Consider the following 26,738-nt stretch of genomic DNA (forward strand, 5'->3'; position numbering starts at 1 on the left):
CAAGAGGATGCGGGTTGCCGGCCAGCGGCCGGCACTACCGGTGATCGGTTTACTTCGCGATCAGTGCGTGGCGGCGGCTGTACAGGAAGTACAACACCAGGCCGGCCACGTTCCACAGCAGGAAGTACAGCTGGGTGGTGTGCGGCAGGCTGATGAACAGGTAGATGCAGCCCAGTGCCGCCAGCGGGCCGACCACGAAAGCCAGCGGCGTGCGGAAGGTACGCTCGCGGTTCGGCTCGCGCAGGCGCAGCACCACCAGACAGATGCCCACCGCAGTGAACGCGGCCAGGGTACCGGCGTTGGCCAGTGCGGCGATCTCGTCCAGGCGCGCCACGCCGGCCAGGGCCGACACCACCACCGCAGTGAACAACGTGGTCGCCACCGGCGTTCCGGTACGTGCGTTGACCTTGGACAGGCCACGCGGCAGCAGGCCATCGCGGCTCATCACAAAGAAGATGCGGCTCTGGCCGTACAGGAAGGCCAGCAGCACGGTCGGCAGGGCGATGATCGCGATCACGCCGATCACCATTGCCGCGGTCGGATGGCCCAGCTGGCGCATGATCAGCGCCAGCGGCTCGGCGCTGTGGCCGAACACCGCGTAGCTCATCGCACCGACGGCCGCCAGCGCCACCAGCACGTAGACGATGGTGCAGCCGATCATCGAACCGATGATGCCGATCGACAGGTCGCGGCCCGGGTTCTTGGTCTCCTCGGCGGCGGTGGAGATCGCATCGAAGCCGTAGAAGGCGAAGAAGATGATGGCTGCCGCCGCCATCACGCCGTGCTCGACGCCATCGGGGCCCATCGACTTGGCAAAGCCGTACGGCATGAACGGCTGCAGGTTGGCGCTGTCGAAGGCGGGCAGGGCCACGGCGACGAAGATCGCCAGCGCGATCAGCTTGAACACCACCAGGATCGCATTGAGCGTGGCGCTTTCCTTGGTGCCGGCCATCAGCATGCCGGCCACCAGCCAGGTGATGATGATCGCCGGCAGGTTGATCATTCCGCCTTCCACGTGCGGGCCGGCTGCCAGCCAGGCCGGCAGGTGTACGTTCCAGCCGAACTGGGTGTGGACCCATTCGAGGAAGCCGACGAAGTAGCCGGACCAGCCCACCGCCACCGTACTCACCACCAGCGAGTACTCCAGGATCAGGCTCCAGCCCACCACCCAGGCAAACACCTCGCCCAGCGCGCTGTAACTGTAGGTGTAGGCACTGCCGGCGGCCGGCATCATCGTCGACAGCTCGGCGTAGGACAGCGCCGCACAGGCGCAGACCGCACCGGCGATGGCGAAGGAGATCAGCACGGCCGGGCCGGCCAGGTTGGCACCCACGCCGATCAGCGTGTAGATGCCGGTACCGACGATGGCACCGATGCCCAGCGCGATCAGGTGCGGCCAGCTGAGCGTCGGGATCAGACGCCTGCCGGCTTCGTGGACGGTGACGGAATCTAGGGACTTGCGCCGGAACAGGGACATGCAGGCCTCGGAAGGGGTGACTAAGAACGACAAGTTCCCGAGTGTGACCGAACGCAGCGCAGCATTACCACTGACGCGGGTCATACCCGACGCGCCGCGCGCTGCACCGCGATCAGGCTGCCGGAATCGGCATAAAGCAGGCCGGACCCCCGCGCCGGGCGACGTCAGGGCATGGCGGGCCAGTGGCAGCCGTCTTCCTGCCAGGCCTCGACGTCGTCGTGAAAAGAGCTCCTGCGCCCGTCACGGGCACGCTCATAGCGCAGGTCCAGCACCAGCGCGCCCTGGGTACTTAACAGGTAGCGGCCGTTGAGGCGGCCATCGATGCGCTCTTCCCAGACGCTGTCGAACTGGTACGGGCGATCTTCGGCCAGCACCGTGCTTTGCATCGAGATCCGGCGCAGGGGCAGGCGCTTGCGCTGGCCGGCGTAGCGCACGTCGGACTGTCCGTCCTCCAGCCAGCGCCATTCCAGGTGGATGCTGCCGTTGCGACCGCCGGTCAGGCAGCGATGGTCCTGCACGGTGGCGCCAGAGGCGGTGCCGGCGAACAGCAGGGCCAGGCCGAGCAGCGGCAGCCGCCCGTTCATCCGTTCAGCCCCAACCGGATGCCAAACCCCACCAGGAACAGGCCGGCCACGCGGCGCAGCGCGTCGCTGATCCGCGGGTGCTGGATCAGCCGGCGACGGGCCAGGTTGCCCACGCCGATCAGCATCGAGCAGTAGGCCATGCTGACCACCAGGATGATGCCGGCCAGCGCCGCGAAGGTGGCGATGCCCTGGTGTGCCTTCGGGTCGATGAACAACGGCAGGAAGGCCATGTAGAACAGGATCGCCTTCGGGTTGAGCAGGCTGACCAGGATCGCCTGCTGGAAGTAGCGGCCCGGCTGCATGCGGATCGGGCCGGCGTCACCGCCCTCGTGCTTCGGCGTGCGCAGCAGGCTGATGCCGACCCACACCAGGTAGCCCGCACCCAGGTACTGCACGGCGTGGAACACCAGCGGGTTGGCCTTGAGCAACGCGGCCACGCCGGCCAGCGCCAGCCACATCAGGATCTGGTCGCCGACCAGCAGGCCGGCCAGTGCGGTGTAGCCGCCGCGCACACCGCCACGGCCGGTGGCGGTCAGCAGGGTGAAGGTACCGGGACCGGGCAGGGCGAGAAACACCAGCACGGCGACCAGAAACGTCCACAGGTCCTGGATGCCCATCCACGGCATGGCGGTGTTCTCTCTTACGGGGGGCCGCCATTGTCGGCCAGCGCCGGGACTGGCGACAGGGGGCCGGCAGGATCTTCGGGCATGCCAGACAGCAGAGGTTGCAGGTGCTGGCGCAGCTGCGCGTGCAGCTGCCGCACCGCCGGCGAGAACTGCTTGCGGTGCGGGCAGACCAGCTGCAACGGTATGTGGCTGCCGATGCCATCGAGCAGCAGCTGCAGGCGCCCTGCAAGCACATCCTCGCGCAGGTCCAGCCAGGATTTGTAGGTGATGCCTTCGCCGGCTACCGCCCAGCGCCGCACCACATCGGCGTCATCGCAGACCAACGGGCCGCGCACCGGAATCACGCTGCGGCGCCCGTCGACCTCGAACGACCAGCGATCATAGGCGCGGCCACTGAGCTGGTAGACCAGGCAATCATGCTCGCGCAGATCGTCCAGGCGCGTGGGCATGCCGCGCCGCTGCAGATAGTCGGGCGACGCCGCGAGTATGCGCCGATTGCCTTCCAGCAGGGGCAGGGCGACGTAGTTGGCGTCGTCGAAGTGGCCGATGCGGATGGCCACGTCGACCGGGTCGCGGAACACGTCGGCCACTTCGTCGGACAGGCGCAGGTGCAGGCGCAGCCGCGGGTGCGCGGCGCGAAAGGCGCTCAGCCAGGGCAGCAGCAGATTTCGACCGAAGTCCGACGGCGCCGACAGCTGCAGGGTGCCGTGCAGTTCGGCGTCTTCGCCCTGCACGCGCGCCTGGCCCTCGCGCAGGGTGGCCAGTACCTCCTGCGCATACGGCAGGTACAGCGCCCCCTCGCCGGTCAGGCGCAGGCTGCGCGTGGTGCGCACGAACAGTCGCAGGTCCAGCTCGCGTTCCAGCCGCGCCACCGCCGCAGCGACCTGCCCCGGCAGCAGGTCGGCTTCGCGGGCTGCCTGCGAGAAGCTGCCCAGTGCGGCAGTGCGGACGAACAGCTGCAGATCGTCGAAGCGGATCATCTTCATCGCCAGAGTGAAAGTGCTGCCCGATTCTGCGCCTTTCCGAGGGACCGCGCGCGGCGCAACCTGTCGCCTCCTTCCCCACTGGACCGCTGCCATGCGCGCCATTGCCTACACCCAAGCCGGCCTGCCGATCGATGATGCCCAGGCCCTGATCGACATTGAACTGGAACTGCCGCAGCCCGGCCCGCGTGACCTGCGCGTGGCGGTACGCGCGGTGGCGGTGAACCCGGTCGACACCAAGGTCCGCCGCGGCGTGGCCACCGATGGCCCGCGCGTGCTGGGCTGGGATGCGGTCGGCATCGTCGACGCGGTGGGCAGCGAGGTGACCCTGTTCCAGCCCGGCGACGCGGTCTACTACGCCGGCGTCATCGACCGCCCGGGCAGCAATGCGCAGTACCAGCTGGTGGATGAGCGCAGCGTCGGCCGCAAGCCGGCCAGTCTCGACGATGCCGCCGCCGCGGCGCTGCCACTGACTGCAATCACCGCCTGGGAGCTGCTGTTCGACCGCCTGCGCATCCCGGAGGGTGGTGGCGAAGGCCAGACCCTGCTGGTGATCGGTGCTGCCGGTGGTGTCGGTTCGATCCTGGTGCAGCTGGCACGGAAGCTGACCAAGCTGACCGTGATCGGCACCGCCTCGCGCCCTGATACCCAGGACTGGGCGTACGCAATGGGGGCACACCACGTGATCGACCACAGCCTGTCGCTGGCCGAGGGACTGGCGCGGCTCGGCATCAGCGAGGTGCAGCATGTCGCCAGCCTCACCCACTCCGACCAGTACTACGCGCAGATCGTGGAACTGCTGGCACCGCAGGGCCAGCTGGGGCTGATCGATGATCCTGGCCAGGTGGACGTGATGGCGCTCAAGCGCAAGGCGTTGTCACTGCACTGGGAGTCGATGTTCACCCGGCCGCTGTACCGCACTGCGGACATGCAGCGCCAGCATGACCTGTTGAACCGTGTGGCCGAGCTGATCGACACGGGCGTGCTGCACACCACCCTGGGCGAGCACTTCGGGCGCATCGACGCGGCCAACCTGCGGCGCGCCCACGCGCTGCTGGAAAGCCAGCGTGCCAAGGGCAAGATCGTGCTGGAAGGCTGGTAACACCGGCGGTTCCCGCGCGCCCTTGGGGTCAGATCCCTTCCCCCCAGGGAAAGGGATCTGACCCCTGCCTCAGGCCACGCCGTTGTCGACGTGGGTGGCGAAACCGGGCTGCTCGCGCAGCCGTTCGAACCACGCCGAGAGGTGTGGCAGCACGGGCTTGTTGCCAGGTGTGCTGCGCCAGCGCTGGGCCGACAGCCCGAGCACGATGTCGGCCAGAGTGAAGGCGTTGCCCGTCACGTGGCAGTGGCCACCGGCCAACTGTGTGTCGAGTACGCCCATCAAGTGGTTCCACTGCGCCAGGCTGGCCTCGGCGCGGGCATCGTCCGGGTAGTCCGGATGCCGGCGCACGCGCGCCATGAACACGTGCCGCCAGGCGCTGTTGAGGTCGCTGGCCTGCCAGTCCATCCACTGCTCGACCCGGGCGCGGCCCTGCGCCGTACCGGGCAGCAGGTCATCACGGCCAGCACGTACGGCCAGGTAGCGGCAGATGCTGTTGGATTCCCACAGCACGAAGTCGCCATCGCGCAGGACCGGCACCTGCCGGTTGGGATTCAACGTGGCCAGCAGGTCCGCCGGTGGTTCTGGCTCGTGTTGGAGTGGCAGGTCGAGGCCGGCGCACAGCCACAGCACCTTGCGCACGTTGATGGAGGTGGGCTTTCCGTACAGAGCGAGCATGGTCCTGACGCAGCAGCTGAGACTCGGCCAGCCTACACTTGCCCCATGCAAACCGAATATCTGCTCATTGCCGGCCTTCTATTGGCCGTGCTCATCCTGCAGCTGGTCGCCCTGCTGCGCCGCCCGCCGCATGACCGCCTGGAACAGGCCGTGCGCGAGGAGGCGCGCGCCGGGCGCAGCGAACTGCGCGAACAGCTCGATGGCTTCGCCCGCGCGCTGACCGATCTGTCCACCCGCACCGATCAGCGCCTGGACCTGCTGCGCGAAGCGCTGGGCGAAGATGCCCGCAAAGCGCGCGCTGAAGTGGCCGACAGCCAGCAGCGCGGCGCAGCATTGATGGGGCAGCGGCTGCAGGAACTGCGCGGCCAGCTGGAGACCTTCGGCCAGCAGCAGGAGGCACGCATCCATGCGTTTGGCCAGCAGCTGCAGGAGCTCACTGCGCGCACCGATACCCAGCTCGGGGCGCTGCGCCAGACCCTGGTGGACGATGCACGCAAGGGCCGCGAGGAGGGCGCGCTGTCGCAGCAGCGCCTGACCGACAGTCTGGGCCTGCGCCTGCAGGAACTGACACAGCGCAACGAGCAGCGCATCGCTGAGATGCGTGCCACGCTGGAGGAACAGCTGCGCGCGCTGCAGAACGACAACGCGCAGAAGCTGGAGCAGATGCGCCACACCGTGGACGAGAAGCTGCAGTCAACGCTGGAAACGCGGCTGGGCAATTCCTTCAAGCTCGTCTCCGAGCGCCTGGAACAGGTGCAGCGTGGCCTCGGCGAGATGCAGCAGCTGGCCACCGGCGTGGGCGACCTCAAGCGCGTGCTGACGAACGTCAAGAACCGCGGCAGCTGGGGCGAAGTGCAGCTGGAGAACATCCTCGAGCAGACACTCACCCAGGAGCAGTACGCGCGCGCGGTGAGGGTGCGCCCGGATAGTGGCGAGATGGTCGATATCGCCGTGCGCCTGCCGGGCCGCAGCAGCGACGACACGCCGGTGTGGCTGCCGATCGACTCCAAGTTCCCGCGCGAGGACTACGAGCGCCTGCTGGACGCACAGGAACAGGGCGATGCCGAAGGCGTGCGCCTGCAGGGCATCCAGCTGGAGCGCGCGGTGCGCGTGCAGGCCAAGTCGATCTGCGACAAGTACATCGTGCCACCGCACACCACGGACTTCGCGGTAATGTTCCTGCCCACCGAAGGCCTGTATGCCGAGGTGATCCGGCGCCCGGGCCTGGTTGACCTGCTGCAGCGCGAGTACCGTGTGGTGGTCGCCGGACCGACCACGTTCACTGCGTTGCTCAACAGCCTGCAGATGGGCTTTCGCACGCTGGCCATTGAAAAGCGATCCAGCGAAGTGTGGAGCCTGCTGGGTGCGGTCAAGAGCGAGTTCGGGAAGTTCGCCGGCATCCTGGAAAAGGCCGAGAAGCAGATCACTACCGTTGGCCGCAGCATCGGCGAGGCCAGCCGCAAGACCCGCACCATCGAACGCCGCCTGCGTGGCGTGGAGTCGCTGGCGTCCGAACAGGCGCAGTCGCTGCTCGGCGACCTGGCCGAGGGTGATGCGGTGGCCGAGGAGGAAGGCAGTGATGGCGAGGGCGACGAGGCCTGAGCCACGCTGACACGCCGCCTGCATCGCCGATGGGTATGCTGGCGGCCTGTCCGCTTCGACCAGGTACCGCCATGCGCCTGCCCCGCTTCACCAGCCTTGTCCTGACCGCGCTGCTCGCCGCCTGCGGCAGCGCGCCAACGACCGTGGGCACGACCACGCAGGCCGCCTCCGGCACCCCCGAAGCGGTCGAAGCCTACCGCGAAGCACGTGACGTCGACTGTCAGGCCGCCGGTGGCACCCTGCAGCGGCTCGGCCGGCTGCAGCGCGAGCAATGCGTGATTCCCTATGCCGACGCCGGCAAGGCCTGCAGCCGCAAAAGCGACTGCACGGGCCAGTGCCTGGCCGCAGGCGAGGCAATGGCCGGTGATGTGGCGTCCGGTACCTGCCAGCGTGATGCCAGCCAGAACTTCGGTTGCCGCCAGCGTATCGATGACGGCAAGGCGCAGGGCACGATCTGCGTGGATTGAGGATGCCTGTAGAGCCGAGCCCATGCTCGGCTGCCATGGCATCAGCCGAGCATGGGCTCGGCTCTACAACAGCGCGCGCGGCGCTATGCTGGTGGGCCATTCCCGCCGTAGCCGGAGCCCCGCGTGAGCACCCCGATCCAGGACATTCCCCTCACCACCATCGACGGCCAGCCGTCCTCGCTTGCCGACTACCAGGGCAAGGTGCTGCTGCTGGTCAACGTCGCCTCCAAGTGCGGCCTGACCCCGCAGTACGAAGGCCTGCAGGCGCTGTATGCGGAAAAGCACGCGCAGGGCCTGGAAGTGCTGGGCTTCCCCGCCAACAACTTCCTCGGCCAGGAGCCGGGCAGCGAGGCCGAGATCCAGCAGTTCTGCCAGCTCACCTACGATGTCAGTTTCCCGATGTTCTCCAAGATCAGCGTGGCTGGCGAGGACACCCACCCGCTGTACCGGCAGCTGACCGCCGCGCAGCCGCAGTCGATCGGCGAGGGCCCGCTGCGCGAGCGCCTGGCCAGCAAGGAGATCCCGATCCATCCGGCACCGGCGGTGCTGTGGAACTTCGAGAAGTTCCTGGTCGGCCGTGATGGCAAGGTGGTTGCACGCTTTGCCCCGGACGTGGCGGCCGATGACGTGCGCCTGCGTGACGCCATCGAGGCCGCGCTGGCGGCCTGAGGAAAGCGTGCCAACCGAGGTTGGCACCTACCGGAAAAGAAAAACCCCGCCGAGGCGGGGTTTTTTCATGCACGGGCTGCAGCGATCAGTTGCTCCAGTTCGGCATCGGCATGGCATCGACCGGGATCGGCGAATTGGCATCGTCGTGGCCACGGTCGCGCTTGCTGCGCAGGTCGTTCTCGATCTGGTAGTTGCGGCGCTGCATCCACGCATCGCGCACCAGCGAGTACTCGTCCACGGCGGTGTCGCGCAGATCATCGATCGCCAGCAGCTGTGCGCGGGTGTCGACCAGCTGCAGGCCCTGCAGGCCGATGCGGACCTTGTCTTCCTCGATGCGGCGGATCGGCGACAACGGGATGTCACCGGCCAGGCCGAACACATCGCGCACGGTACGCGGGCCGAAGAACGGCAGTTCCACGTAGCGCGAACGACGCCAGCCCCAGGCTCCCAGGGTCTGGCCGAAATCTTCATTGCGACGCGGCACCATCGCCTTGCTGGCCGGATCGAACAGGCCACCGATGCCCAGCGTGCTGTTCATCAGGAAGCGGCCGAGGCTGTCCCACGCATCGGCACCGCGGCCCTGCAGCAGCTGGTTGGTGATGGTCACCGGCGCACGCAGGTTGCTGAAGAAGTTGCTGACGCCGGTCCGCGCGAAACGCGGCACCACGTGGGTATAGGCGGTGGCCAGCGGGCGGGCCACACCGCGGTCGACCGCATTGTTGAACTTGTGGACCTTGCGGTTGAACGGTTCCCACGGATCGTAGGCCGCGGCACTGCCGGTGTTGCCGGTGCCACCATACAGGGCGTCGAAATCATCGTCGCTGGCGGCGGTGGATGCTGCGGTCTTCGGTGGGCTGGCCTCTGCGCCCTGCGGCGCAGTTGTCGGCACCGCAGCGGCAGGCGTTGCCGGGTTGGCCACGGGAGCGACCGGAGCAGTACCGACCACCCCGGTATCGGCCGTTGCGGCCGTCGCTTCGGCAGCAGGGCCGGGCGCGACCACGGTGCTGGCGACCGGTGCGTCGCTGCGCGCGGGCTTGCCGGCACAGGCGGTCAGGGCGGTGGCCAGGAGGATCAGGGGGAAAGTGCGTACGACGTTCATGTCAGCTCGCAGCAGAAGTAGCGTTGAAGTCCAGGTCGGGCGACAGCCGGTAGGCTGCGCTCAGCTCGTTGAAGCCGGCCGGCGCGCCGGAAATGGCCAGCGCATGGCCCGCCTTGCGTGCCCGGGCGGCCAGTTCGGCCAGCAGAGCCAGGCCGGCGCTGTCCACGCGCTCGACCTCGCCCAGCTCCAGCCGCGCCAGCTGGGCTGGCAGGGCCTGCAGTTGCGGCCACAGTGCAATCACCGCGGCACGGTCGAGCACCCCGCGCAGGCGCAGGGTGTCGCCTTCCAGCAGCGCCAGTGCGTTACTTGCCATTGCCCGCCGGCCCGGCCTGCAGGCTGCCGCTGTGCAGCTCGCTGGCCACCTGCTTGATGCCCTTCTGGCGCAAGGGCGTATCGAACTGGTTGCGGAAGGTCTGCACGTAGGAAATGCCTTCGATGTTGACGTCGAAGATCTTCCACTGGCCGTTGACGTTGCGCATCCAGTACTCGACCGGGGTCGGTTCGTTGCCGGCGCGCACCAGTTCGGTGCTGACGCGCACGCCACGGTTGCCCGGCAGCGGGCTTTCACCCTTCAGGCGGAAGCTCGGTTTGCCCTGGATGTTGAGCAGGGTCGAACCGTAGCGCTGCATCAGGCTGTCGGCCATCGCATCGGCGAACAGCTTGATGTCGCCGTCGGAGGCGCCGCGGGCGTGCGGGCCCAGCACCAGGCGTGCCGCATAGTCGCGGTCAAAGGTGCGGTTCAGTTCGCTGTCGATGTAGCTGCGCAGGCTGGCCGGGTTGCTGCTGAACTCGCTGCGGCGCTGCTGCAGCGTGGTGAGAATGCGCGTGCCGGCATCGATCACCACCTTGCCGGCCTGGCCCTGCGCTGCGGCAGCGGCGGGGGCGGCCGCCTGGGCCTGGGCAAGGAACGGAGTGGCCATCAGCAGCGCCGAGGCGAGCAGGGCGGGAATCAGTTTCATTTTCATGGTTGCGGTTCCGTTGCAGGCGCCTGAGCGCCATCGTTGGGCTTCTGGGCAGCGCCACCACCGGCGCCGCCACTGAACATGTACTTGCCGACCAGCTGGATCAGGTCCACCGCCGGCTGGGTGAAGACGATCTCGTCACCGGCCTTCAGCACGTCCGGGTCACCGCCCGGCTGCAGACCGATATAGCTCTCGCCGAGCAAACCACTGGTGAAGATGCCCGCCGAGGTGTCCGCCGGCAGGTCCTTGACCTTGCTGTCCATGCGCAGGGTCACGATGGATTCGAACTTCACCGGATCCAGGTCGATGGAGGCGACCTGGCCGACGGTGACGCCGCCGATCTTCACCGGCGCCTGCTTGCGCAGCTGGCCGACCTGGGAGAAGCGCGCCTTCAGCTCGTAGCCCTGGCTGCCCCAGCTCCAGCGCTGGTTGGTCGAGGCCACGGCCAGCACCATCAGCGAGGCCAGGGCCAGCAGCAGGAATGCGCCGACAGAGAATTCGAGTCTGGGACCGCGGATGGCCATGTGGATTACCTGATCGAGTCGTGGTGGCCGCGCGCGCCTGCGCACCGCCGGTGGAGGGGTTAGGTGAACAACATTGCCGACAGCACGAAGTTGAACATCAGCACCAGCAGCGAGGCATTGACCACCGCACGGGTGGTCGCCACCGAGGTGCCCTCGATGGTCGGCTCGGCGTGGAAACCAACATAGGCGGCGACCAGCGCTGCGGTGCCGCCGAAGATCGCCGACTTCAGCATCGCCACGCCGAAGTCGTCCCAGAAATCGACGCTGTTGCGCAGTGCCGACCAGAACACGCCATTGTCCAGGCCCAGCACATGCACCGCTTCGAAGTAGCTGGCGCTGATCGCCAGCGAGCAGAAGATGCCGGTCAGCAGCGGCACGGTCAGCACCGCCGCCCAGAAGCGCGGCGCGACGGCCTTGGCCACCGGGTCGATCGCCATCAGCTCCAGTGCCTTGATCTGGTCGGTGGCGCGCATCAGGCCCAGTTCGGCGGCGATCGAACTGCCGGCGCGGCCGATGAACAACAGCGCGGTCAGCACCGGCGCCAGTTCCCGGTACAGCGACAGGCCGAGCAGGGTCGACAGCGCGTCGGCCGCACCGAAGGTGGTCAGCGTGCGGTAGCCCTGCAGGGTCAGCACCAGGCCGACGAAGGCACCACCGACGGCGATGATCGGCAGCGAGCGTGCGCCGATCTTGTAGATCTCGCGGGTCAGCTCGGCCAGGAAATCACGGGTCGGCAGCGAACCACGCAGCACGGTCAGCGAGAACAGGCCGGCGCGACCCAGCGAGCGGGTGGCTTGGACGAACGGCATCAGGCGACCCTCGCGCGCGGCGCGGCATCGAACGGAATGGGGCCATCGGGCTGGCCGTGCAGGAACTGCCGAAGCAGCGGGTCCTGACTGGACTGCAGCGCCTCGGGCGTGCCCTGGAACACGATGCCGCCATTGGCGATGGCGATCACCTGGTCGCAGATCGGCAGGGTCTCGTGCACGTGGTGGCTGACAATGATGCTGGTCAGGCCCAGGCTGTGGTTGAGGCGCTGGATCAGGCTCATGATCACGCCGGAGGCGATCGGGTCCAACCCGGTCAGCGGCTCGTCGTAGATCATCAGTGGCGGATCCAGTGCCAGCGCGCGGGCCAGCGCGACCCGGCGCGCCATGCCACCTGACAGTTCGCGCGGCCAGGCATCGGCAGCGGCCAGCAGACCCACGGCATGCAGCTTCATTTCCACCAGGCGGCGCAGCACGGCGGTCGGCAGGCGGGTATGCGTGCGCAGTGGCAGCGCGACGTTTTCGGCGACGGTCAGATCGGTCAGCAGGCCGTTGCCCTGCAGCAGCACACCCACGCTCTTGCGCATCTCCAGCAGCGCGCCGCTGTCATGCGGAATCGGCCTGCCGAACAGGGTGACCTCGCCGGCGACCGGACGCAGTTCGCCGGTCAGTGCCGCCAGCAGGGTCGACTTGCCACTGCCGGACGGGCCCAGCACGGCCGTGATGCTGCCCTTGGGCACCTGCAGCGACACGTCACGCAGGATCGTGCGCCCGCTCCGGTCGATGCGGACGTTGGATAACTGCACCAGACTGGAGGCGGAAGCCGACATGGGCACCATTAACGTTTTTTAGACATCGAAGGATCGGGCCCATCGGCTGAACATAAGCAGACTGGACGGTCCAGTATTGTGGCACGGCATGACCCTTGCCAGGCCGGGACAATCGGCCGGCAGCGCGGAACAATCCGTACCGGCGATGGGCTGGCCATTGAATACTGCCTGCCGTGCTGCACACTGTGCATGATGAGTGACCCGGGCAGCGATTTCCGCCTCTACCATTCCAACTCCCTGGACGTGCTGGCTGCGCTGCTGGCGCGCAACGTACGTGTGCCGGTTCCGGGCCAGCCGTTGCTCGCGCCGGAGGTGGTGCTGATCCCGCAGGTGGCGATGCGGCGTTGGCTGCAAGCGACACTCGCTGCCGAATATGGCGTGGCCGCCAACCTCGAGTTCCTGACCCCGGGCGAATTCGTTGCCCGTGCACTCAATGCCAATGTGCCGGGCGAACGCGACGACCTGGACGCCGCGGGCCTGCACTGGAAGCTCTACCAGGCATTGCGCGACCCGGCGCTGCTGGCGCAGCCACCGATGCGCGCGCTGCAGTCCTATCTTGCCGGCGGCGACGCCCTGAAGCCGTGGGCACTGGCCGGTGAACTGGCGTCGGTGTTCGAGAAGTACCAGGCCTGGCGCCGCGACTGGTTGCTGCGCTGGGAGGCCGGCACCGACCCGGCCGACCCGCAGGCGATCCTCTGGCGCACCATCGCCCATGGCCGCGACTACCGCGCGCGCCGCATCCAGGCGTACCTGGATCGCTTCGAGGGTGCCGGCCAGCCGCTGCCGCAGGGCCTGCCACCGCGGATGTCCGCGTTCGCGACGCTCAACATCTCGCCCGACGTGCTGCGGGTGATGGCCACCCAGGCGCGGGTGGGCGAGCTGCACTTCTATATGCCCACTCCGGTGCAGTCGTACTGGGGTGACCTGCAGACGCTGGCCGAGCGCCTGCGCAGCGGCGCGCCCGATCCCTTCGGTGAAGCGGCCGGTGAGAACCGCCTGCTGGAGGCCTGGGGTGCGGCCGGCCGCGACTTCATGGCGGTGCTGGGCAGCTACGAGGTGGTGCACCCGGCCGGCGAGATTGCCGCGTATTCGGATCCGGAAGAAGACACCCGGCCGACCCTTGACGAAGGCGGCCTGTCCGACAGCCTGCTGCATCGCCTGCAGCGCGATCTTTTCCATCGCCGCGCGTTGCCCTCGGGCGAGCTGCGCGATGGGCTGCGCAGCGACGACCCCAGCCTGCAGGTGCATGCCTGCCACACCCGGCTGCGCGAGCTTCAGGTGCTGCACGACCAGCTGCGCAGCCTGCTGCAGGACCCGCGCTTCGACCCGCCGCTGCAGGCGCGCGAGATTGCGGTGCTGGCGCCGGACATCGATCCCTATGTGCCGTACCTGGAGGCGGTGTTCGGCGGCCGCGGGGGGGAGGACGAGCACATTCCCTACGCGCTGGCCGACAGCAGTCCGCTCGCGGGCGAGCCGCTGGCCGATGTGTTCGTGCACCTGCTGGGCCTGCCGGTATCGCGCTTTGGCCTGAATGAAGTGCTTGACCTGCTGGCCAGCGCGCCGCTGGCCGAAGCGGCCGGACTGGAGGCGGTGGACTTCGATCGGCTGCATGGCTGGCTGCAGCAGGCCGGCGCACGCTGGGGCCTGGATGCGAAGCACCGCAACCAGCACCAGGCGCCGGCCGACGACGCCTACACCTGGCAGTTTGCACTGGACCGCCTGGTGCTCGGTCACGCCACCGGCAGCGAGGCGGACCTGGCCGGCGTGGCGCCGTGGATCGAACTGGAAGGCGGCGCGCTGGAAGCACTGGACCGGCTGCTGCGGCTGCTGCGCGTGCTGGCGGTCTACCAGCGTCGCCTCGGCGAGCTGCTGACCCCGGCGCAGTGGCGGCAACGGCTGCTGTCGCTGCTGGACGCGCTGCTGCCGACTGCGCCCAGTTCACCCAACAGCCAGCGCGCCCTGGAGCGGCTGCGCAAGCTGCTGAACCAGTTCGCCGACGATGCCGCCAAGGCCGGTTTCGAAGACGGCGTGCCGCCTGAGGTGGTGCGTTCGCACTTCGCCGGCGTACTGGGCGAGGCCGATACGCGCGCGCCGCTGCTGACCGGTGGCATCAGTTTCGGCCGCATGGTGCCGATGCGCCTGCTGCCGTTCCGGGTGATCTGCGTGCTCGGTCTCAATGACGGCGATTTCCCGCGCCGTGACCCGGCCGCGGGCCTCAACCAGCTCACCGCCGAGCTGGACACGCCGCGCCGCCGCCCGGGCGATCGCTCCACTCGCGAAGACGACCGCTTCCTGTTCCTGCAGCTGTTCGCCGCCGCGCAGGAGGTGTTCTACCTCAGCTACCTCGGCGCCGATCCACGCGATGGCAGCGTGCGTGAGCCGTCGGTGCTGGTCAGTGAACTGATCGATGCCGCCGCCGCGTATCACCTCGATCCGCCTGCGGCGGTCCGCGACTTTACCGTGCGCCATGCACTGCAGCCGTTCTCACCGGCGGCGTTCGGAGAGGGTGATCCACGCCGCTTCAGCTATCGGCGGCAATGGCATCCCGCTGCCGGCCGCCTCACCGGCCAGCGTGGTGGCCTGCAGCCGTGGTTCGATGCCCCGCTGCCGCCGCCGCCCGACGATGCCGTGGAAGACGAGCTCGCGCTCGACACCCTGCGCCGCTTCCTGTGCGACCCGGCCGGGCAGTTCCTCGCACAGTCGCTGGGCCTGCGCCTGGCCGACGATGCCGGGGAAGTTGATGACCTGGAACCGCTGGTGCTGTCATCGCGCGGCCCGGAAAAGCGCAGCGTGCAGGCGGCGGTGGTGCGCGCAACGCTCAGCGGTGATACCGAGCCGTTGTACCCGCGGCTGCGCGCGCGTGGCCTGTTGCCGTCCGGTCCATTGGGCCAGCGCCAGTTCGAGGTGGAGCAGCTGAAGACGCGTCCGTATGCCAGTGCGCTGCTGGGCTGGATGCAGGGCGAACCATTGGAAAGCCGTCGCTACGAAGTGGACATCGATGGCGTGCGCCTGCACGGCCGCGTGGCCGATCGGCATCCCGAAGGCCTGGTGCGGCTGCGCGCCGGCACGCTCAATGGCAATGCAGTGATCCGCCAGGGCCTGGACTGGCTGCTGGCCAACGCCGCCGGCGACGCACTGCCCCTTGTGCAGTTCCACGATGGCGGCGACGCCGGTCCCGGCCCGCATGTACTGCCGGCACTGAGCGCGCCTGCTGCACGCGCGGCGCTGCGCGCGCTGCTGCAGTTGCGCCAGCGCGGCCTGCGTGAGCCGCTGCGCTTTGCCCCGTATACCGGCTGGGTGCTGTACAACGCGCCGGCAGAGAAACAGCGCAGCGAGGGCTGGAAGCAGTGGCATGGCAGCGACCGCAGCTGGGGTGAATCCAGCAGCGACGCCTGGCAGCTGCTGCTGCGGGGTGCCGACCCGTTCGCCTCCGATGCCAGCTATGCCGACCTGCTGCGCAACAGCCAGGTGGTCTTCAGCGCGGTGCGCGAAGGCCGCACCCTCGGCGCCGAAACGCGCCAGGAGGGCAGCGCATGAGCCCCGCCTTCATCGATGAGCGAGCCCAGTGCATGGCGGTCGATCCCTATCTGGCCCTGCCGCTGGATGGCATCCGCCTGATCGAAGCCAGTGCCGGTACCGGCAAGACCTTCACCCTGGCTACGCTGTTTACCCGCCTGGTGGTGGAACAGGGCCTGCGCATCGGACAGATCCTGGCGGTGACCTTCACCGATGCGGCTACCCAGGAACTGCGCAAGCGCATCCGCGAGCGCCTGGCGCTGGCGGCGCGACTGGTCGATCTGGAACCGGTCGAAGGCGAAGCGCCGGACGTGCGGCTGACCCGCGAGGTGCTGCTGCGGCATCTGCAGGGAGGTACCGAGCGCGCCGCCGCACTGAAGCGCCGCCTGCAGGTCGCCGCCGATGAGATCGACCTCGCGTCCATCTTCACCATCCACGGTTTCTGCACCCGCGTGCTGCGCGAGCACGCGCTGGAAAGCGGCCACACGTTCGATCCACCGGAGCTGCTGGCCAGCGACCGTGAGTTGCTGGAAGCGCTCGCGGCCGACCTTTGGCGGGTACATGCCAATGACCCGGCCACGCTGGAACCGCTGACCTGGCTGTGGTCCACCCCGGACGCACTGGCCGCCGATCTGCGCGCGCTGCTGGCCGCGCCGCCGCTGCACCCGTTGCCACAGGCGGTGGCGCTGCCCGATCCGCAGGCCGCCCTGCAGAGTGTTGCCGAAGAGCTGTCCGCAAGCGTGCGCGAGCATGGCGAGCAGTTCTTCATCGACCTCTGCGATGCGGTCGACAACAAATGGATCAACGGCGTGTCCTACAAGCTGGGCTGGCTGCACCCGCTGGGCCGGCAACTGCTGGGCTGGGCCGAGCGCGCCGACCCGCGCGAGCTGCTGACCAGCGAGCGCCTGCCGGCACTGCTGCCGGAGGCGCTGGCAGCCAAGACCAACAAGAAATTCGCCGAGCGCACGCCATCGTCGCCATTGCAGGCGCCGTTGGCCCGCTATGTCGCGCTTCTGGCCGAACGCGATGCCTGGCTGCGTGCCACCGCGTTGAACTTCCTGCACGTGCTTCGCGACGAAGCCAGACAGCGCCTGCAGGCGCTGAAGCGCACCCGCCGGGTGCAGACCTACGACGATCTGATCGATGGCGTGGCACTGGCCCTGGAAGGCCCGCAGCGGCTGGCACTGATCAAGCAGCTGCGCGCGCAGTACCGCATCGCGCTGGTCGATGAGTTCCAGGATACCGACGACCGTCAGTGGGGCATTTTCCACACCGTGTTCGGCGATTCACCGGAGGTGCGCGAGCTCGGCCTGGCACCGGCGCTGTTCCTGATCGGCGATCCCAAGCAGGCGATCTACGGTTTCCGCGGCGGTGATATCCACACTTACCTGAAGGCCAAGCGGGTAGCGCAACAGGCGCCGGTGCTTGACCAGAACTTCCGCTCGCGACCGGCCGTGCTGCGCGCGCTGCAGGCGCTGTACGACAACGGTGGCGAAGACGCCTTCCTCGAGCGTGGCATCCAGTTCGAGCCGGTGCGGCCCGGTGGCGTGCGCAGCGATGCGGACTACCAGCGCGATGGCCATGCCGCTCCGGCACTCACCCTGCGCGTGCTGCGCAGTGGCGGTGACAAGGCGATGAGTGCCGATGCCTCGCGCGAAGCAGCGACCCAGGCCTGTGTGGCGGCGATCCACCAGATCCTGGTCGCGGCACGTGCAGGCAGTGCTGTTCTGCGTGGGCGCCCGGTACAGCCGGGTGACATCGCGGTGCTGGTGCGCTCGCATCGCGAGGCCACGCTGGTGCAGCGCGCGCTGGCCGCGGTCGGCATTCCTGCCGTGGCAGCGGGCAAGCAGAGCCTGTTCGCCACCAGCGAAGCGCGTGATCTCCGTGCACTGCTGCTGGCGCTGCTGCAGCCGGCGGACGAAGGTCGCCTGCGCGCAGCGCTGGCCACGGTACTGCTCGGCCAGCGCGCCAGTGCGATCGCGGCGATGGAGCGCGAGGGCGACCTGCAACGCGGGTTCCAGGCGCAGCTGCTGCATTGGCGCGAGCGCTGGCAGCGCGGCGGCCCGTTCGCGGTGATCGCCGACGTCTGCGCCGCACAGGGCGAACGCCTGCTGGCGCTGATCGATGGCGAGCGCCGCCTGACCAACTACCTGCAGCTGGGCGAACTGCTGCAGGAAGCCTCGGCGCAGGCGCTGGGCATGCACGGCCTGCTGGACTGGCTGCAGGGCCAGATGGCCAGCGCCGACCAGGATGACGAGCAGCAGTTGCTGCGCCTGGAATCGGATGCGCGCCGCGTGCAGATCATCACCCTGCACAAGAGCAAGGGCCTGGAGTACCCGCTGGTGTTCCTGCCCTTCGTGGGCATCGACGGCGGTGCGCCCAACACCGCCTCGCACTGCACGGTGCATGTGGGCGGCCAGCGCCAGCTGCACTGGAAGCTGGGCAAGGACGAGGCCTGGGAAGCGGCCACTGCGCAGCGCGAGCGCGAGCAGCGTGCCGAGGATGCGCGCCTGCTGTATGTCGGCCTGACCCGCGCCGAGCACGCGCTGTGGATCGCCGTGGGTGATCTGGCCGGGCTCGGCAGGACGCGGCTGGCACCGCTGCTGGGTGACCTGCAGGCGCTGCGCGCGCATGCCGATGTGCGCATCGATGACAGTGAGGTACCGGCTGCGCTGCCGCAGCTGGCGGCCGAAGTGGAAGGGGATCTTCCGGCGGTGCGTGCACTGACCCGGCGCGTTCCGCACGACTGGTGGGTGTACAGCTTCACCCAGCTGGCCCACGCCGATGCCGGCGCGGGCAGTGACATCGAAGCCGCTGCCACCGCGCTGCCGGCGCCGGCAGCCGACGAACCCACCGGCCCGGAGCTGCCGCTGGAACCGGCACTGCCGGAAGCCGCCGCGGCGGCCGAGGACAGCGCGCCGCTCGACCCGCGTTTCATGGGCAGCCGCTTCGGCAACGTGCTGCACGAGGCAATGGAAAACGTCGACTTCGCCGCATGGGCTGACTGGCAACCAGGCCGGGAAGCTCCCGAGGGCCAGGCCGAGGTGCTGCGCAAGGCGCTGCACGATGAGGGCTATGCCGACGTCGATCTGGACGATGGCGTGGCGGTGCTGGTGCCGCTGGTGGGCCACACGCTGACCGTACCGCTGCCCGAAGGCGGTGCGCTGCACAGCCTCGGTGAAGGCGAGCGCCGCGCCGAAATCGACTTCCATTTCGCCATCGAGGCGACCACCGTGCCGGCGCTGCTGCAGGTGCTGCATGCGCATGGTGTTTCCAGTGGCCGCCGCGGCTTCGGCCAGCGCCGCCGCCTGGAGGGGCTGATGACCGGCATGATCGACCTGACCTACGTGCGTGATGGCCGGTGGTACGTGCTCGACTACAAGTCCAACCGCCTGCCCGGCTACAGCCCGGACCTGCTGGCCATTGCCATGCGCCACAGCGAATACGATCTGCAGGCGCTGATCTACACCGTGGCCCTGCATCGCTGGCTGCGCTTCCGCTTGGGCGCCGCCTACGACTACGAGCGCGACATGGGCGGTATCCGTTACCTGTTCTGCCGCGGCCTGGATGGCACGGGCAACGGCGTGCACGTGGATCGTTTCCCGTTCGCGCTGGTGGATGCACTCGACGCACTGTTCGCCGGCGGCGAGCAGGCCCAGGCCCAGCTCGCCGCGCGTGCCCGTGGAGCCAGCGCATGAGCCTGCTGAAGGAACTGCATCAGAAGGGCCTGCTGCGTACCCTCGACCACGCATTGGCGACCAGCCTGCAGCGGCTGCGCGACGACACGCCCGACAGTGTGGCACTGGCGGCGGCGCTGGCTTCGCTGGCGGTGTCCCAGGGCCACGCCGCGTTCGATCCGGCACAACCGCAGCGGTTGCTGGAAGGCGTGCCCGAGTGGCCCGCCGCGCAGGCCTGGCTGGCGCAGCTGCGCGCATCGCCATGGGTGGCCACACCGGAGCAGGCTGACGCCATCGCCGGGGATGCCCCCTTGGTGCTGGAGAACGGGCTGCTGTACCTGCGCCGCTACCGCGAGTACGAGCGCCAGTTGGCCACCGGTCTGCAGCGCATCGGCCGGCATCCGCTGCCGGCGCCGGACATGGCAGCGTTGGCGCCATTGTTCGCGCAGCTGTTCCCGCACGCATCGCACGGCGAAGATCACCAGGCACGCGCAGCCGGCGTGACGCTGCGCCATCCGCTGGCGCTGGTCACCGGCGGCCCCGGCACCGGCAAGACCACCACCATCGCACGCCTCTTGCTGCTGCTGGCCGCGCAGGCCCGGCACGCCGGCCAGCCGCTGCCCGAGGTGGCGCTGGCCGCGCCCACCGGTCGCGCCGCCGAGCGGATGGCCGAGAGCCTGCGCATGGCCGTGCAACGCCTGCAGGAACAGGGACTGGATCCGACGCTGTGCGCGGCACTGCCCAGCAGCGGCACCACCCTGCATCGACTGCTCGGCGTGATTCCCGACTCACCACGCTTCCGCCACCACGCCGACAACCCGCTGCCGGTGGACGTGGTGGTGGTCGACGAAGCGTCGATGATCGATCTGCCGATGATGGCCAAGCTGGTCGACGCGATCGCCAGCGGCACCCGGCTGATCCTGCTCGGCGATCCCGATCAGTTGCCCTCGGTCGAAGCCGGTGACGTGCTCAGCGCGATCCTGCGCGCCAGCGGCGATGGCATCGGCACCCGCGCCGACGATGCGCTGGCGCTGCATGGCCTGCTGGCACCAGCCACCTTGCAGCCGCAGGCCGCACCACGCGCCTTCGCCGGCCGTCGCGTGCAGCTGCAACGCGGCTACCGGCAGAGTGATGCGCTGGACCTGGCACCGCTGGCGCATGCCGTGCGTGAAGGTGACAGCCACACTGCATTGCAGCTGCTGCGCGGTGGTGGATTGGCTGGCGTGCAGTTCCACGAAGGTGAGGCGGACCCGCTGCGTGGCCAGCGTGAGCACCTGCTGGGCCACTGGCGTGCACTGGCCGAGGCCGCGGATCCGGTACGTGCCCTGCAGCAGGCCGGTCGCCTGCGCGTGCTGACCGCGCTGCGTGAAGGCCCGCAAGGTGCGCGCGGGCTGAACAGCCGTATCGAGCAGCTGCTGGCCGGCAATACCCCGGGCTACTTCCAGGGCCGCCTTCTGCTGGTCACCGAGAACAGCTACCGGCACCGCCTGTTCAACGGCGACATCGGTATCTGCCTGCGCGACGACAGCGGCGCGATGGTGGCCTGGTTCCCGGGCGACACCGTCGAGCAGCCACGCGCCTTCCACCCGGCCGCACTGCCCGCGCACGAAAGCGCCTTTGCGATGACCGTGCACAAGGCACAGGGCTCGGAGTTCGATGAAGTGTGGCTGCAGCTGCCACGCCAGGACAGCCGCGTGCTGTCGCGCGAGCTGGTCTACACCGGCCTGACCCGCGCCCGCCAGGTACTGCATGTGGCCAGCAGCGCCGACGTGCTGCAGGCCGCACTGAAACGCCACGCCAGCCGGTTGGGCGGCCTGGCCTGGCGGTTGGGTGCCGAAGATGTGGCCGAACAACCGGCGCGCATCGAACAGCCTACGGTGCAGGGCACGTTGTTCTGACGCGGGCGTGATGCGCTGCCTGTAGAGCCGGGCCATGCCCGGCTGATGGGCCACGGAGTCGAGCGTGGCTCGACTCTACAAAAGCGCGCTTCGATCGTTCTGGTGGTCATCCACGCATGGCGTGGATCTACGCGATGAGTACCAACCCATCAGGAAACACGATCGCCGCTTCATCCGCACTCACGTCGAAGAAGCCCACGCCGTGCTTCTCGGCCAGATCCTGCACCCGCCCGTGCGCGCGCTCGGCCACCGAGTAGGCGAATGCGCCGTAGATCACCTGCCGGCCGATGCTGTACTCGGTCACCTCGGCGCGGTCGTCATCGTCGTTGCTCAGTGGTCCGTTCAACGGCGGGAATTCCTGTGCCATCTCCGCAAACCACGCTCGCAGCGCCGGGCTGCTGACGGCCGGGTCGTCGTACTCGTGGCGCTCGTTCCACTGCGTCTGCTTTTCGAACCAGGCGATGAAAGCCGCCGCCTCGCGTGGCGCGGCGCTGGCCTCGAACACCATCATGTCGTAACTCATTGAACCGTCCTGTGGGGATCGCGAGTGGCCGCCGGGCATGGCCCGGCGCTACCGAACCACGATGGTAGCGCCGGGCCGCGCCCGGCGGATCGCATTACACGGACGGCGATTCGGCGCCTACCCATCCCGGCGCCAACGCCTTGGCCTCCGGGAACAGCGCGAAGCGCAGGCCGATCAGGCCCATCAGCGCCTCGTCGCGGGCCTTGCACGCCGCCACGCTGCCAACCCGGCCCAGCGAGGTATCCAGCCGCTCGCGCAGCGCCTGGTCTGCAGCAATCGGCTTGCGCGCCGCGATCTGCCGCCGGTAGTGCCCAGCGATCTCTTCCAGGATGTGCTCGACGGCTTCGCGGCTGCGCTCGGGCAGTTCCAGCCGTGCACGACGCAGCTGCAGGATGTTCAGGCCGATGCGCGCCTCGTTGAGCATGTCCACGGAGGCGATGTCGCTGCCCTCCGGCGTCGCTGCCAGGCGCGGTGCGAGCAGGCCCAGCAGGTCGAGCATGCGTGCGGCGAAGCGTTGCCGATCCTGCTGGCCACGTCCTTCGGCGGCTTCGGCCAGCGTGGTCCAGCCCTGCCGCACCAGCCGGCGCGCGGTCCACTCGGCACCCACCGAACGGAACAGGCGGGTCATCACCACTGCAAAGCCAATGCCGATGAACATCGCGATCGACGAATTGAGGAAGGTCTGGATGTTGGCGCTGTAGGTGTTCTGCAGGCTCAGCAACGCAGCCAGATTGACTGTCAGCGGCAGCGCGAACAGCGCACTCTTGGGATGATGCAGCAGCAGTCCCAGCGGCAGGAAGGCCACCGCCAGCACAAGCGCCAGCAGGCCGAAGTCGTGCACGGCTGGGAACACGCCGAACAGGTACACGCCCGCCACTACCGAGGCGACCATCGCCCACACCAGGAACTGCACCATGCTGGGGGCCGGATCGTCCTGTGCGGCGAAAAATGCGGCCGTCACCGCCGCCATCATCGCGCCGTTGCCGCCGCCTTCCCAGCCCAGCGCGATCCACAGCACGCAGTAGCTCATCAGCGCTACGCCGGCACTGAGCGCGGAGAACAGCGCCATGCCGTAGTCGACGTGCTTGTCGGCGGCCACGCGTTCGGTGCGGATGCGGTAGTGCGCGCGATCCAACGGCGCCGTGCCCTGGTCGATCGCGTGCTGCAGGGTGCGGCAGTCCTGCCACAGGTCCACCAGTTCTTCCAGGCGCAGCAGCAGGCTGGCCAGCTGCAGGTGCTGCAGGTCGCGGTCCACCTGCGGCTTCAGCGCGCTGATGCGCGCGCGCAGCCGCGCGTACTCGCTGGCGTTGGTCGGGCCATCCAGCCACTCGCGGATGTCGTCGACCAGCGCCGGCAGCCCATCCGGCAGGGCCTGCCCATCGCTGCGCAGCGCGCTCAGGCGATCGGCGATCGACGACAACACCGGCAACAGCAACAGCATGCGCTCGCGCAGCCGCTCCATCGACACCGCAGACCCGGCATGGCGTGGATCGTCGCGGCGCAGGAACTCGATCAGTGCCTCGAACTGCACCAGGTCGGCAGCCAGCCGGTTGCGCGGCGCATGCGCGCGGCCACGCTCAAGGATCTGCCGGCACCACTGCGCAGCGTCCTCCATCCAGTTGCCGATCCGGGCGCGCAGCATCGGCCGCACCGAGGCCGGGAACAGCAGCGAGGCGAACAGCACCGCCACCACTGTGCCGAGGATGATCTCCTCGCTGCGCGCCACCACGGTGTCGAAGATGGTCTCCGGCGAAGTTACCGCCGGGAAGCCGATGAAGGCGGTGGTGTAGCCGGCCAGCAGGAACGCGTAGCCGCGAGGGCCGCGATTGAGCAGGGCCATGAACAGGCAACCGGCCAGCCAGATCGACATCGCCGCACTCAGCACCAGCGGGGTTTCCACCAGCGCCGGCAGTACCAGCAGCGTGGCCAGCCCGGCCACCAGGGTGCCGACAATGCGGTACACGCCCTTGGCGCGGGTCGGGCCCAGCAGCGGCTGGCTGACGATGTACACCGTGCCCATCGCCCAGTATGGGCGCGACAGGTTGCCGGCCATGGCGATGTACAGCGCGGCCACCGCGGCCAGGTAGGTCTTGATCGAGAACAGCCAGGCCTGGCGATCGGTCAGCGCGTTCATGGCTTACTTCGCCGTGGCCTGTACGGTGGACGGTGCGGCCGGGGCAACCGATGCCTGCCAGCCGCCACCCAGCACCAGGAACAGGTGGATCTGGTCGCGCGAGACCTGCGCTTCGGCGGCGGCCAGGGTGGCGTCACTGGTGGCCAGGCTGCGGTCGGCATCCAGGCTGGACAGGTAGGGTGTGCGGCCGCCCTGGTAAAGCCGGCGGTTCTGGTCGGCGGCCAGCGCGGCCTGCTCCTGCGCCACGCGCAGCGATTGCAGGCGGCGCAGGTCCTGCGCATAGCGGTCCAGCGCGGTCTGGGTCTCGCGCAGTGCCTGCAGCACGGTGTGGTCGAACTCGGCCAGGGCCGCGTCGGCACCGGCTTCGGCGGCGTGGATGCGGGCATGCGTGCCCGAAGAGGGCAGTGTCCACGAGATCAGCGGGCCGATCGACCACTGCTGGGTCATCGGCGTGCCAAAGTCTTCCAGCAGGCCGGCGGCGCCCACCGAGGCACCCAGGCGGATGTCCGGATACAGCTCGGCGGTGGCCACGCCAATCCGCGCGGTGGCCGAGGCCAGCTTGCGTTCGGCCTGGCGCACGTCCGGGCGGCGCTGCAGCAGCGCACGGCCATCACCGACCGGCAGCGGCTGCGCCAGGCTGGGCGCGTGCGCGCAGTCGATCACGCCGGCCGGCAGCTGGCCCGGGGTCTGGCCCAGCAGTGCGGCCAGCGAATAGGCCGCGGCCGAACGCTGCGCGCGCAGCGGCGGCAGTGCCGCCTCCAGCAGCGCCACCTGCGCATTGGCCCGGGCCAGTTCCGGCGGCGTGCCGCGGCCGGCGGCGATCAGGCGCTCGGTAACGGTGCGGCTGCGCTGCTGCAGCTGCAGCGAATGCTCGGCCACGTGCAGCTCGTGGTTGGCGTGGCAGATCTCCAGGTAGCTGTCGGCCACCTGCGCCACCACGCTGACCTGGGCCAGATCGCGCGCCGCGGCGACCGATTGCTCGTCGGCACGCGCCGCTTCGGCGCCGCGCTTGAGCTTGCCGAACAGGTCGAACTGGTAGCTGACCGCGAACTTGCCATCGGCCAGGTTGATCACCGGCAGCTCGTGCTCCTGCAGGAACGATTCGGCCGACAACTGCGCGCGGCTGACGCCGGCCTCGGCCTCGTACTCGAAGCCGCCGGCGTCCAGCGCCTGTTCGTACACGGCGGCGGCGCGGCGCAGGTGCGCATCGGCGGCCTTCAGTTCCACGTTGTCACGCAGTGCCTGGGTGATCAGCCCGTCCAGCACCGGGTCGTTGTACAGCGACCACCAGCGGTCGGGCAGCGCCTGGTTGGCGGCAATCTGCGGGTTCTGCGTATCGATGAAGGCCGCATTGGCCTGCGTGCGCTTGAACGCCGAGCCTTCCGGCAGTGCATAGTCCGGGCCGACGGTTTTGCACGCGGCCAGGCTGGCCAGTGCGACGATCAGGCCGAGACGGGGCAGGGCGGCGTTCACAGGCCCGCCTGTGTCGGCGAAGTGCCGGCCTTGCCGTTGTGCGGATGGCGGCCGGTGTCCACGGTTACCGTGGCGGTGCGCCCGGCGATCAGTTCCACGCCCTTGGGCACTTCGTCGATGGCGATGCGCACCGGGATGCGCTGCGCCAGCCGCACCCAGTCGAAGGCCGGGGTCACGTTCGGCAGCAGGGTGCTGCCGTTGCTGCGGTAGCGGTCCTCGATACCGGCGGCGATGCTCTCGACATGGCCGTGCAGCGGTGCCGATTCGCCCATCAGGCGGATGTCCACGCGCTGCCCCGGCGCCACGCCGCGCAGCCGGGTCTCCTCGAAATAGCCATCGATGCGGAACGAGCCGGTATCCAGCAGCGCCAGCACCGGCTTGCCGGCCACCACGTAATCGCCCACGCGCATCGTGCGGTCACTGACCCGGCCATCGGCCGGGGCGCGCACCTCGGTGCGGCCGAGGTTGAGCTCGGCCAGGTCGACCGCAGCCTGTGCGGTGGCCAGCGCCGCCTGTGCGGCCTGCAGCTTGGCGCGGCGCACCTCGGCGTCCTCGGCGGCGACCAGGTCCTGCAGGCTGCGGTCGCGGCTGATCTCGCGGCGCAGCTGTGCCACCGAGGCCTGGCGCTCGGCCAGGCTGGCCTTGGCCTGCTCCAGCGCGATGCGGTAGCGGGCGCGATCGACGACGAAGAGCAGGTCGCCCTTCTTCACCGACTGGTTGTCGGCCACGTTCACCGTTTCCACCAGCCCGGACACGTCCGGCGCCACCTGCACCACGTCGGCGCCGACGTGGGCGTCGCGGGTCCAGGGTTCATCCATGTAGTAGACCCACAGCTGGCGCAGCACCAGCAGGGCGACGATCACGGCTGCGCTGGTGAGCAGCACCGGCAGGGTCTTCTTCACGATCTTGTTCACGATTGCATCCAACGCAGGAGGTGGAACAGCAGGCCAAGCACGATCCCGTACAGCGCCAGGTTGAACAGCGCCGGGTGCCATACATGGCGGTAGGCGCCGGCCCGCTGCAGCAGCGCGTGCAGGCCGCTGTTGACCAGATAGGCCAACACCATCAACCCAAGCAGGGTCGGGACGAACACTCCGTGGAGACTGAATTCACCGGGCATCGGTAGGGGGCGGGGACGAGGTGGGGGAGG

The 26,738-nt window shown here is 68.9% G+C and carries 23 protein-coding genes; 7 read left to right on the forward strand and 16 right to left on the reverse strand.

Going from position 1 to position 26,738, the window contains the following annotated elements:
• Positions 1 to 49 precede the first annotated feature (49 nt).
• The 4 genes from AC5P74_RS11595 to AC5P74_RS11610 form a co-directional block, all read right to left on the reverse strand.
• On the reverse strand, positions 50 to 1,477 hold the full coding sequence (locus AC5P74_RS11595) for an amino acid permease (protein WP_049417155.1): 1,428 nt from the start codon (positions 1,475 to 1,477) through the stop codon (positions 50 to 52).
• 164 nt (positions 1,478 to 1,641) lie between these two features.
• The gene (locus AC5P74_RS11600) at positions 1,642 to 2,061 is read right to left on the reverse strand and encodes a hypothetical protein (RefSeq protein WP_053496733.1); all 420 of its coding nucleotides are present in this window, start codon (positions 2,059 to 2,061) and stop codon (positions 1,642 to 1,644) included.
• A complete protein-coding gene (leuE, locus tag AC5P74_RS11605; protein WP_171958331.1) occupies positions 2,058 to 2,687 on the reverse strand; it encodes a leucine efflux protein LeuE in 630 nt (209 codons plus the stop codon). Before leuE ends, AC5P74_RS11600 begins: the two co-directional genes overlap by 4 nt.
• Before the next feature lie 14 nt (positions 2,688 to 2,701).
• Positions 2,702 to 3,673 carry a LysR family transcriptional regulator gene (locus AC5P74_RS11610; RefSeq protein ID WP_053496735.1) on the reverse strand — a complete coding sequence of 324 codons (972 nt, stop codon included), beginning with the start codon at positions 3,671 to 3,673 and terminating at the stop codon, positions 2,702 to 2,704.
• A gap of 91 nt (positions 3,674 to 3,764) precedes the next feature.
• On the opposite strand from AC5P74_RS11610, the gene AC5P74_RS11615 reads away from it, so the two are divergent.
• Entirely contained in the window at positions 3,765 to 4,772 is a 1,008-nt protein-coding gene (locus tag AC5P74_RS11615) for a zinc-binding alcohol dehydrogenase family protein (RefSeq protein WP_171958329.1), read from the forward strand.
• 69 nt (positions 4,773 to 4,841) lie between these two features.
• On the opposite strand, the gene AC5P74_RS11620 is transcribed toward AC5P74_RS11615, so the two are convergent.
• Positions 4,842 to 5,447 carry a glutathione S-transferase family protein gene (locus AC5P74_RS11620; protein WP_005421243.1) on the reverse strand — a complete coding sequence of 202 codons (606 nt, stop codon included), beginning with the start codon at positions 5,445 to 5,447 and terminating at the stop codon, positions 4,842 to 4,844.
• Positions 5,448 to 5,492: 45 nt separating this feature from the next.
• Here AC5P74_RS11620 and AC5P74_RS11625 point away from each other — a divergent pair, with 45 nt between their 5' ends.
• The 3 genes from AC5P74_RS11625 (at position 5,493) to AC5P74_RS11635 (ending at position 8,185) form a co-directional block, all read left to right on the forward strand.
• Positions 5,493 to 7,049: a DNA recombination protein RmuC gene (locus tag AC5P74_RS11625; RefSeq protein WP_053496736.1), complete on the forward strand. Its 1,557-nt coding sequence runs from the start codon at positions 5,493 to 5,495 to the stop codon at positions 7,047 to 7,049.
• 71 nt (positions 7,050 to 7,120) lie between these two features.
• The gene (locus AC5P74_RS11630) at positions 7,121 to 7,516 is read left to right on the forward strand and encodes a hypothetical protein (protein ID WP_138953398.1); all 396 of its coding nucleotides are present in this window, start codon (positions 7,121 to 7,123) and stop codon (positions 7,514 to 7,516) included.
• 123 nt (positions 7,517 to 7,639) lie between these two features.
• Positions 7,640 to 8,185, forward strand: coding sequence for a glutathione peroxidase (locus tag AC5P74_RS11635; protein WP_053496738.1), 546 nt, complete (start codon positions 7,640 to 7,642; stop codon positions 8,183 to 8,185).
• A gap of 85 nt (positions 8,186 to 8,270) precedes the next feature.
• On the opposite strand, the gene AC5P74_RS11640 is transcribed toward AC5P74_RS11635, so the two are convergent.
• The 6 genes from AC5P74_RS11640 to AC5P74_RS11665 are packed head-to-tail and all read right to left on the reverse strand — an operon-like array spanning position 8,271 to position 12,367.
• Positions 8,271 to 9,284, reverse strand: a complete 1,014-nt coding sequence (locus AC5P74_RS11640) for an MlaA family lipoprotein (RefSeq protein ID WP_065179035.1) — start codon at positions 9,282 to 9,284, stop codon at positions 8,271 to 8,273.
• A 1-nt stretch (position 9,285) separates the two neighbouring features.
• Positions 9,286 to 9,597, reverse strand: coding sequence for an STAS domain-containing protein (locus AC5P74_RS11645; protein WP_005421254.1), 312 nt, complete (start codon positions 9,595 to 9,597; stop codon positions 9,286 to 9,288).
• Positions 9,587 to 10,249 (reverse strand): MlaC/ttg2D family ABC transporter substrate-binding protein, encoded by a 663-nt coding sequence (locus AC5P74_RS11650; protein ID WP_346607553.1) that lies wholly within the window; start codon positions 10,247 to 10,249, stop codon positions 9,587 to 9,589. The genes AC5P74_RS11645 and AC5P74_RS11650 overlap by 11 nt, the downstream gene beginning before the upstream one ends.
• On the reverse strand, positions 10,246 to 10,770 hold the full coding sequence (gene mlaD, locus AC5P74_RS11655; protein WP_005411706.1) for an outer membrane lipid asymmetry maintenance protein MlaD: 525 nt from the start codon (positions 10,768 to 10,770) through the stop codon (positions 10,246 to 10,248). Before mlaD ends, AC5P74_RS11650 begins: the two co-directional genes overlap by 4 nt.
• Before the next feature lie 59 nt (positions 10,771 to 10,829).
• Complete coding sequence (locus AC5P74_RS11660) at positions 10,830 to 11,579, reverse strand: MlaE family lipid ABC transporter permease subunit (RefSeq protein WP_005414955.1); 750 nt, start codon at positions 11,577 to 11,579, stop codon at positions 10,830 to 10,832.
• Complete coding sequence (locus AC5P74_RS11665; RefSeq protein WP_049402893.1) at positions 11,579 to 12,367, reverse strand: ABC transporter ATP-binding protein; 789 nt, start codon at positions 12,365 to 12,367, stop codon at positions 11,579 to 11,581. The genes AC5P74_RS11660 and AC5P74_RS11665 overlap by 1 nt, the downstream gene beginning before the upstream one ends.
• Positions 12,368 to 12,556: 189 nt before the next feature.
• On the opposite strand from AC5P74_RS11665, the gene recC reads away from it, so the two are divergent.
• From recC to recD, 3 genes are read left to right on the forward strand one after another with little or no spacing between them, the layout of a single operon-like run.
• A complete protein-coding gene (recC, locus tag AC5P74_RS11670) occupies positions 12,557 to 15,904 on the forward strand; it encodes an exodeoxyribonuclease V subunit gamma (RefSeq protein ID WP_053496742.1) in 3,348 nt (1,115 codons plus the stop codon).
• Positions 15,901 to 19,581 (forward strand): exodeoxyribonuclease V subunit beta, encoded by a 3,681-nt coding sequence (gene recB, locus AC5P74_RS11675; RefSeq protein ID WP_188250464.1) that lies wholly within the window; start codon positions 15,901 to 15,903, stop codon positions 19,579 to 19,581. Before recC ends, recB begins: the two co-directional genes overlap by 4 nt.
• The gene (gene recD, locus AC5P74_RS11680) at positions 19,578 to 21,458 is read left to right on the forward strand and encodes an exodeoxyribonuclease V subunit alpha (protein ID WP_206620861.1); all 1,881 of its coding nucleotides are present in this window, start codon (positions 19,578 to 19,580) and stop codon (positions 21,456 to 21,458) included. Before recB ends, recD begins: the two co-directional genes overlap by 4 nt.
• A 127-nt stretch (positions 21,459 to 21,585) precedes the next feature.
• Here the strand turns inward: recD and AC5P74_RS11685 are convergent, their stop codons facing one another.
• The 5 genes from AC5P74_RS11685 to AC5P74_RS11705 all read right to left on the reverse strand — a co-directional run bounded on the left by AC5P74_RS11685 (position 21,586) and on the right by AC5P74_RS11705 (position 26,708).
• The gene (locus AC5P74_RS11685) at positions 21,586 to 21,981 is read right to left on the reverse strand and encodes a hypothetical protein (protein WP_070488814.1); all 396 of its coding nucleotides are present in this window, start codon (positions 21,979 to 21,981) and stop codon (positions 21,586 to 21,588) included.
• A 94-nt stretch (positions 21,982 to 22,075) separates the two neighbouring features.
• Positions 22,076 to 24,115 carry an FUSC family protein gene (locus AC5P74_RS11690; RefSeq protein WP_053496746.1) on the reverse strand — a complete coding sequence of 680 codons (2,040 nt, stop codon included), beginning with the start codon at positions 24,113 to 24,115 and terminating at the stop codon, positions 22,076 to 22,078.
• A 3-nt stretch (positions 24,116 to 24,118) separates the two neighbouring features.
• Positions 24,119 to 25,588, reverse strand: coding sequence for an efflux transporter outer membrane subunit (locus tag AC5P74_RS11695; protein WP_070488811.1), 1,470 nt, complete (start codon positions 25,586 to 25,588; stop codon positions 24,119 to 24,121).
• On the reverse strand, positions 25,585 to 26,502 hold the full coding sequence (locus AC5P74_RS11700; RefSeq protein WP_070488808.1) for an efflux RND transporter periplasmic adaptor subunit: 918 nt from the start codon (positions 26,500 to 26,502) through the stop codon (positions 25,585 to 25,587). Before AC5P74_RS11700 ends, AC5P74_RS11695 begins: the two co-directional genes overlap by 4 nt.
• Positions 26,499 to 26,708, reverse strand: coding sequence for a DUF1656 domain-containing protein (locus AC5P74_RS11705; RefSeq protein WP_025875651.1), 210 nt, complete (start codon positions 26,706 to 26,708; stop codon positions 26,499 to 26,501). The genes AC5P74_RS11700 and AC5P74_RS11705 overlap by 4 nt, the downstream gene beginning before the upstream one ends.
• Positions 26,709 to 26,738: the final 30 nt, after the last annotated feature.

This window comes from Stenotrophomonas sp. YJH_SMC_94-11, assembly GCF_059370435.1.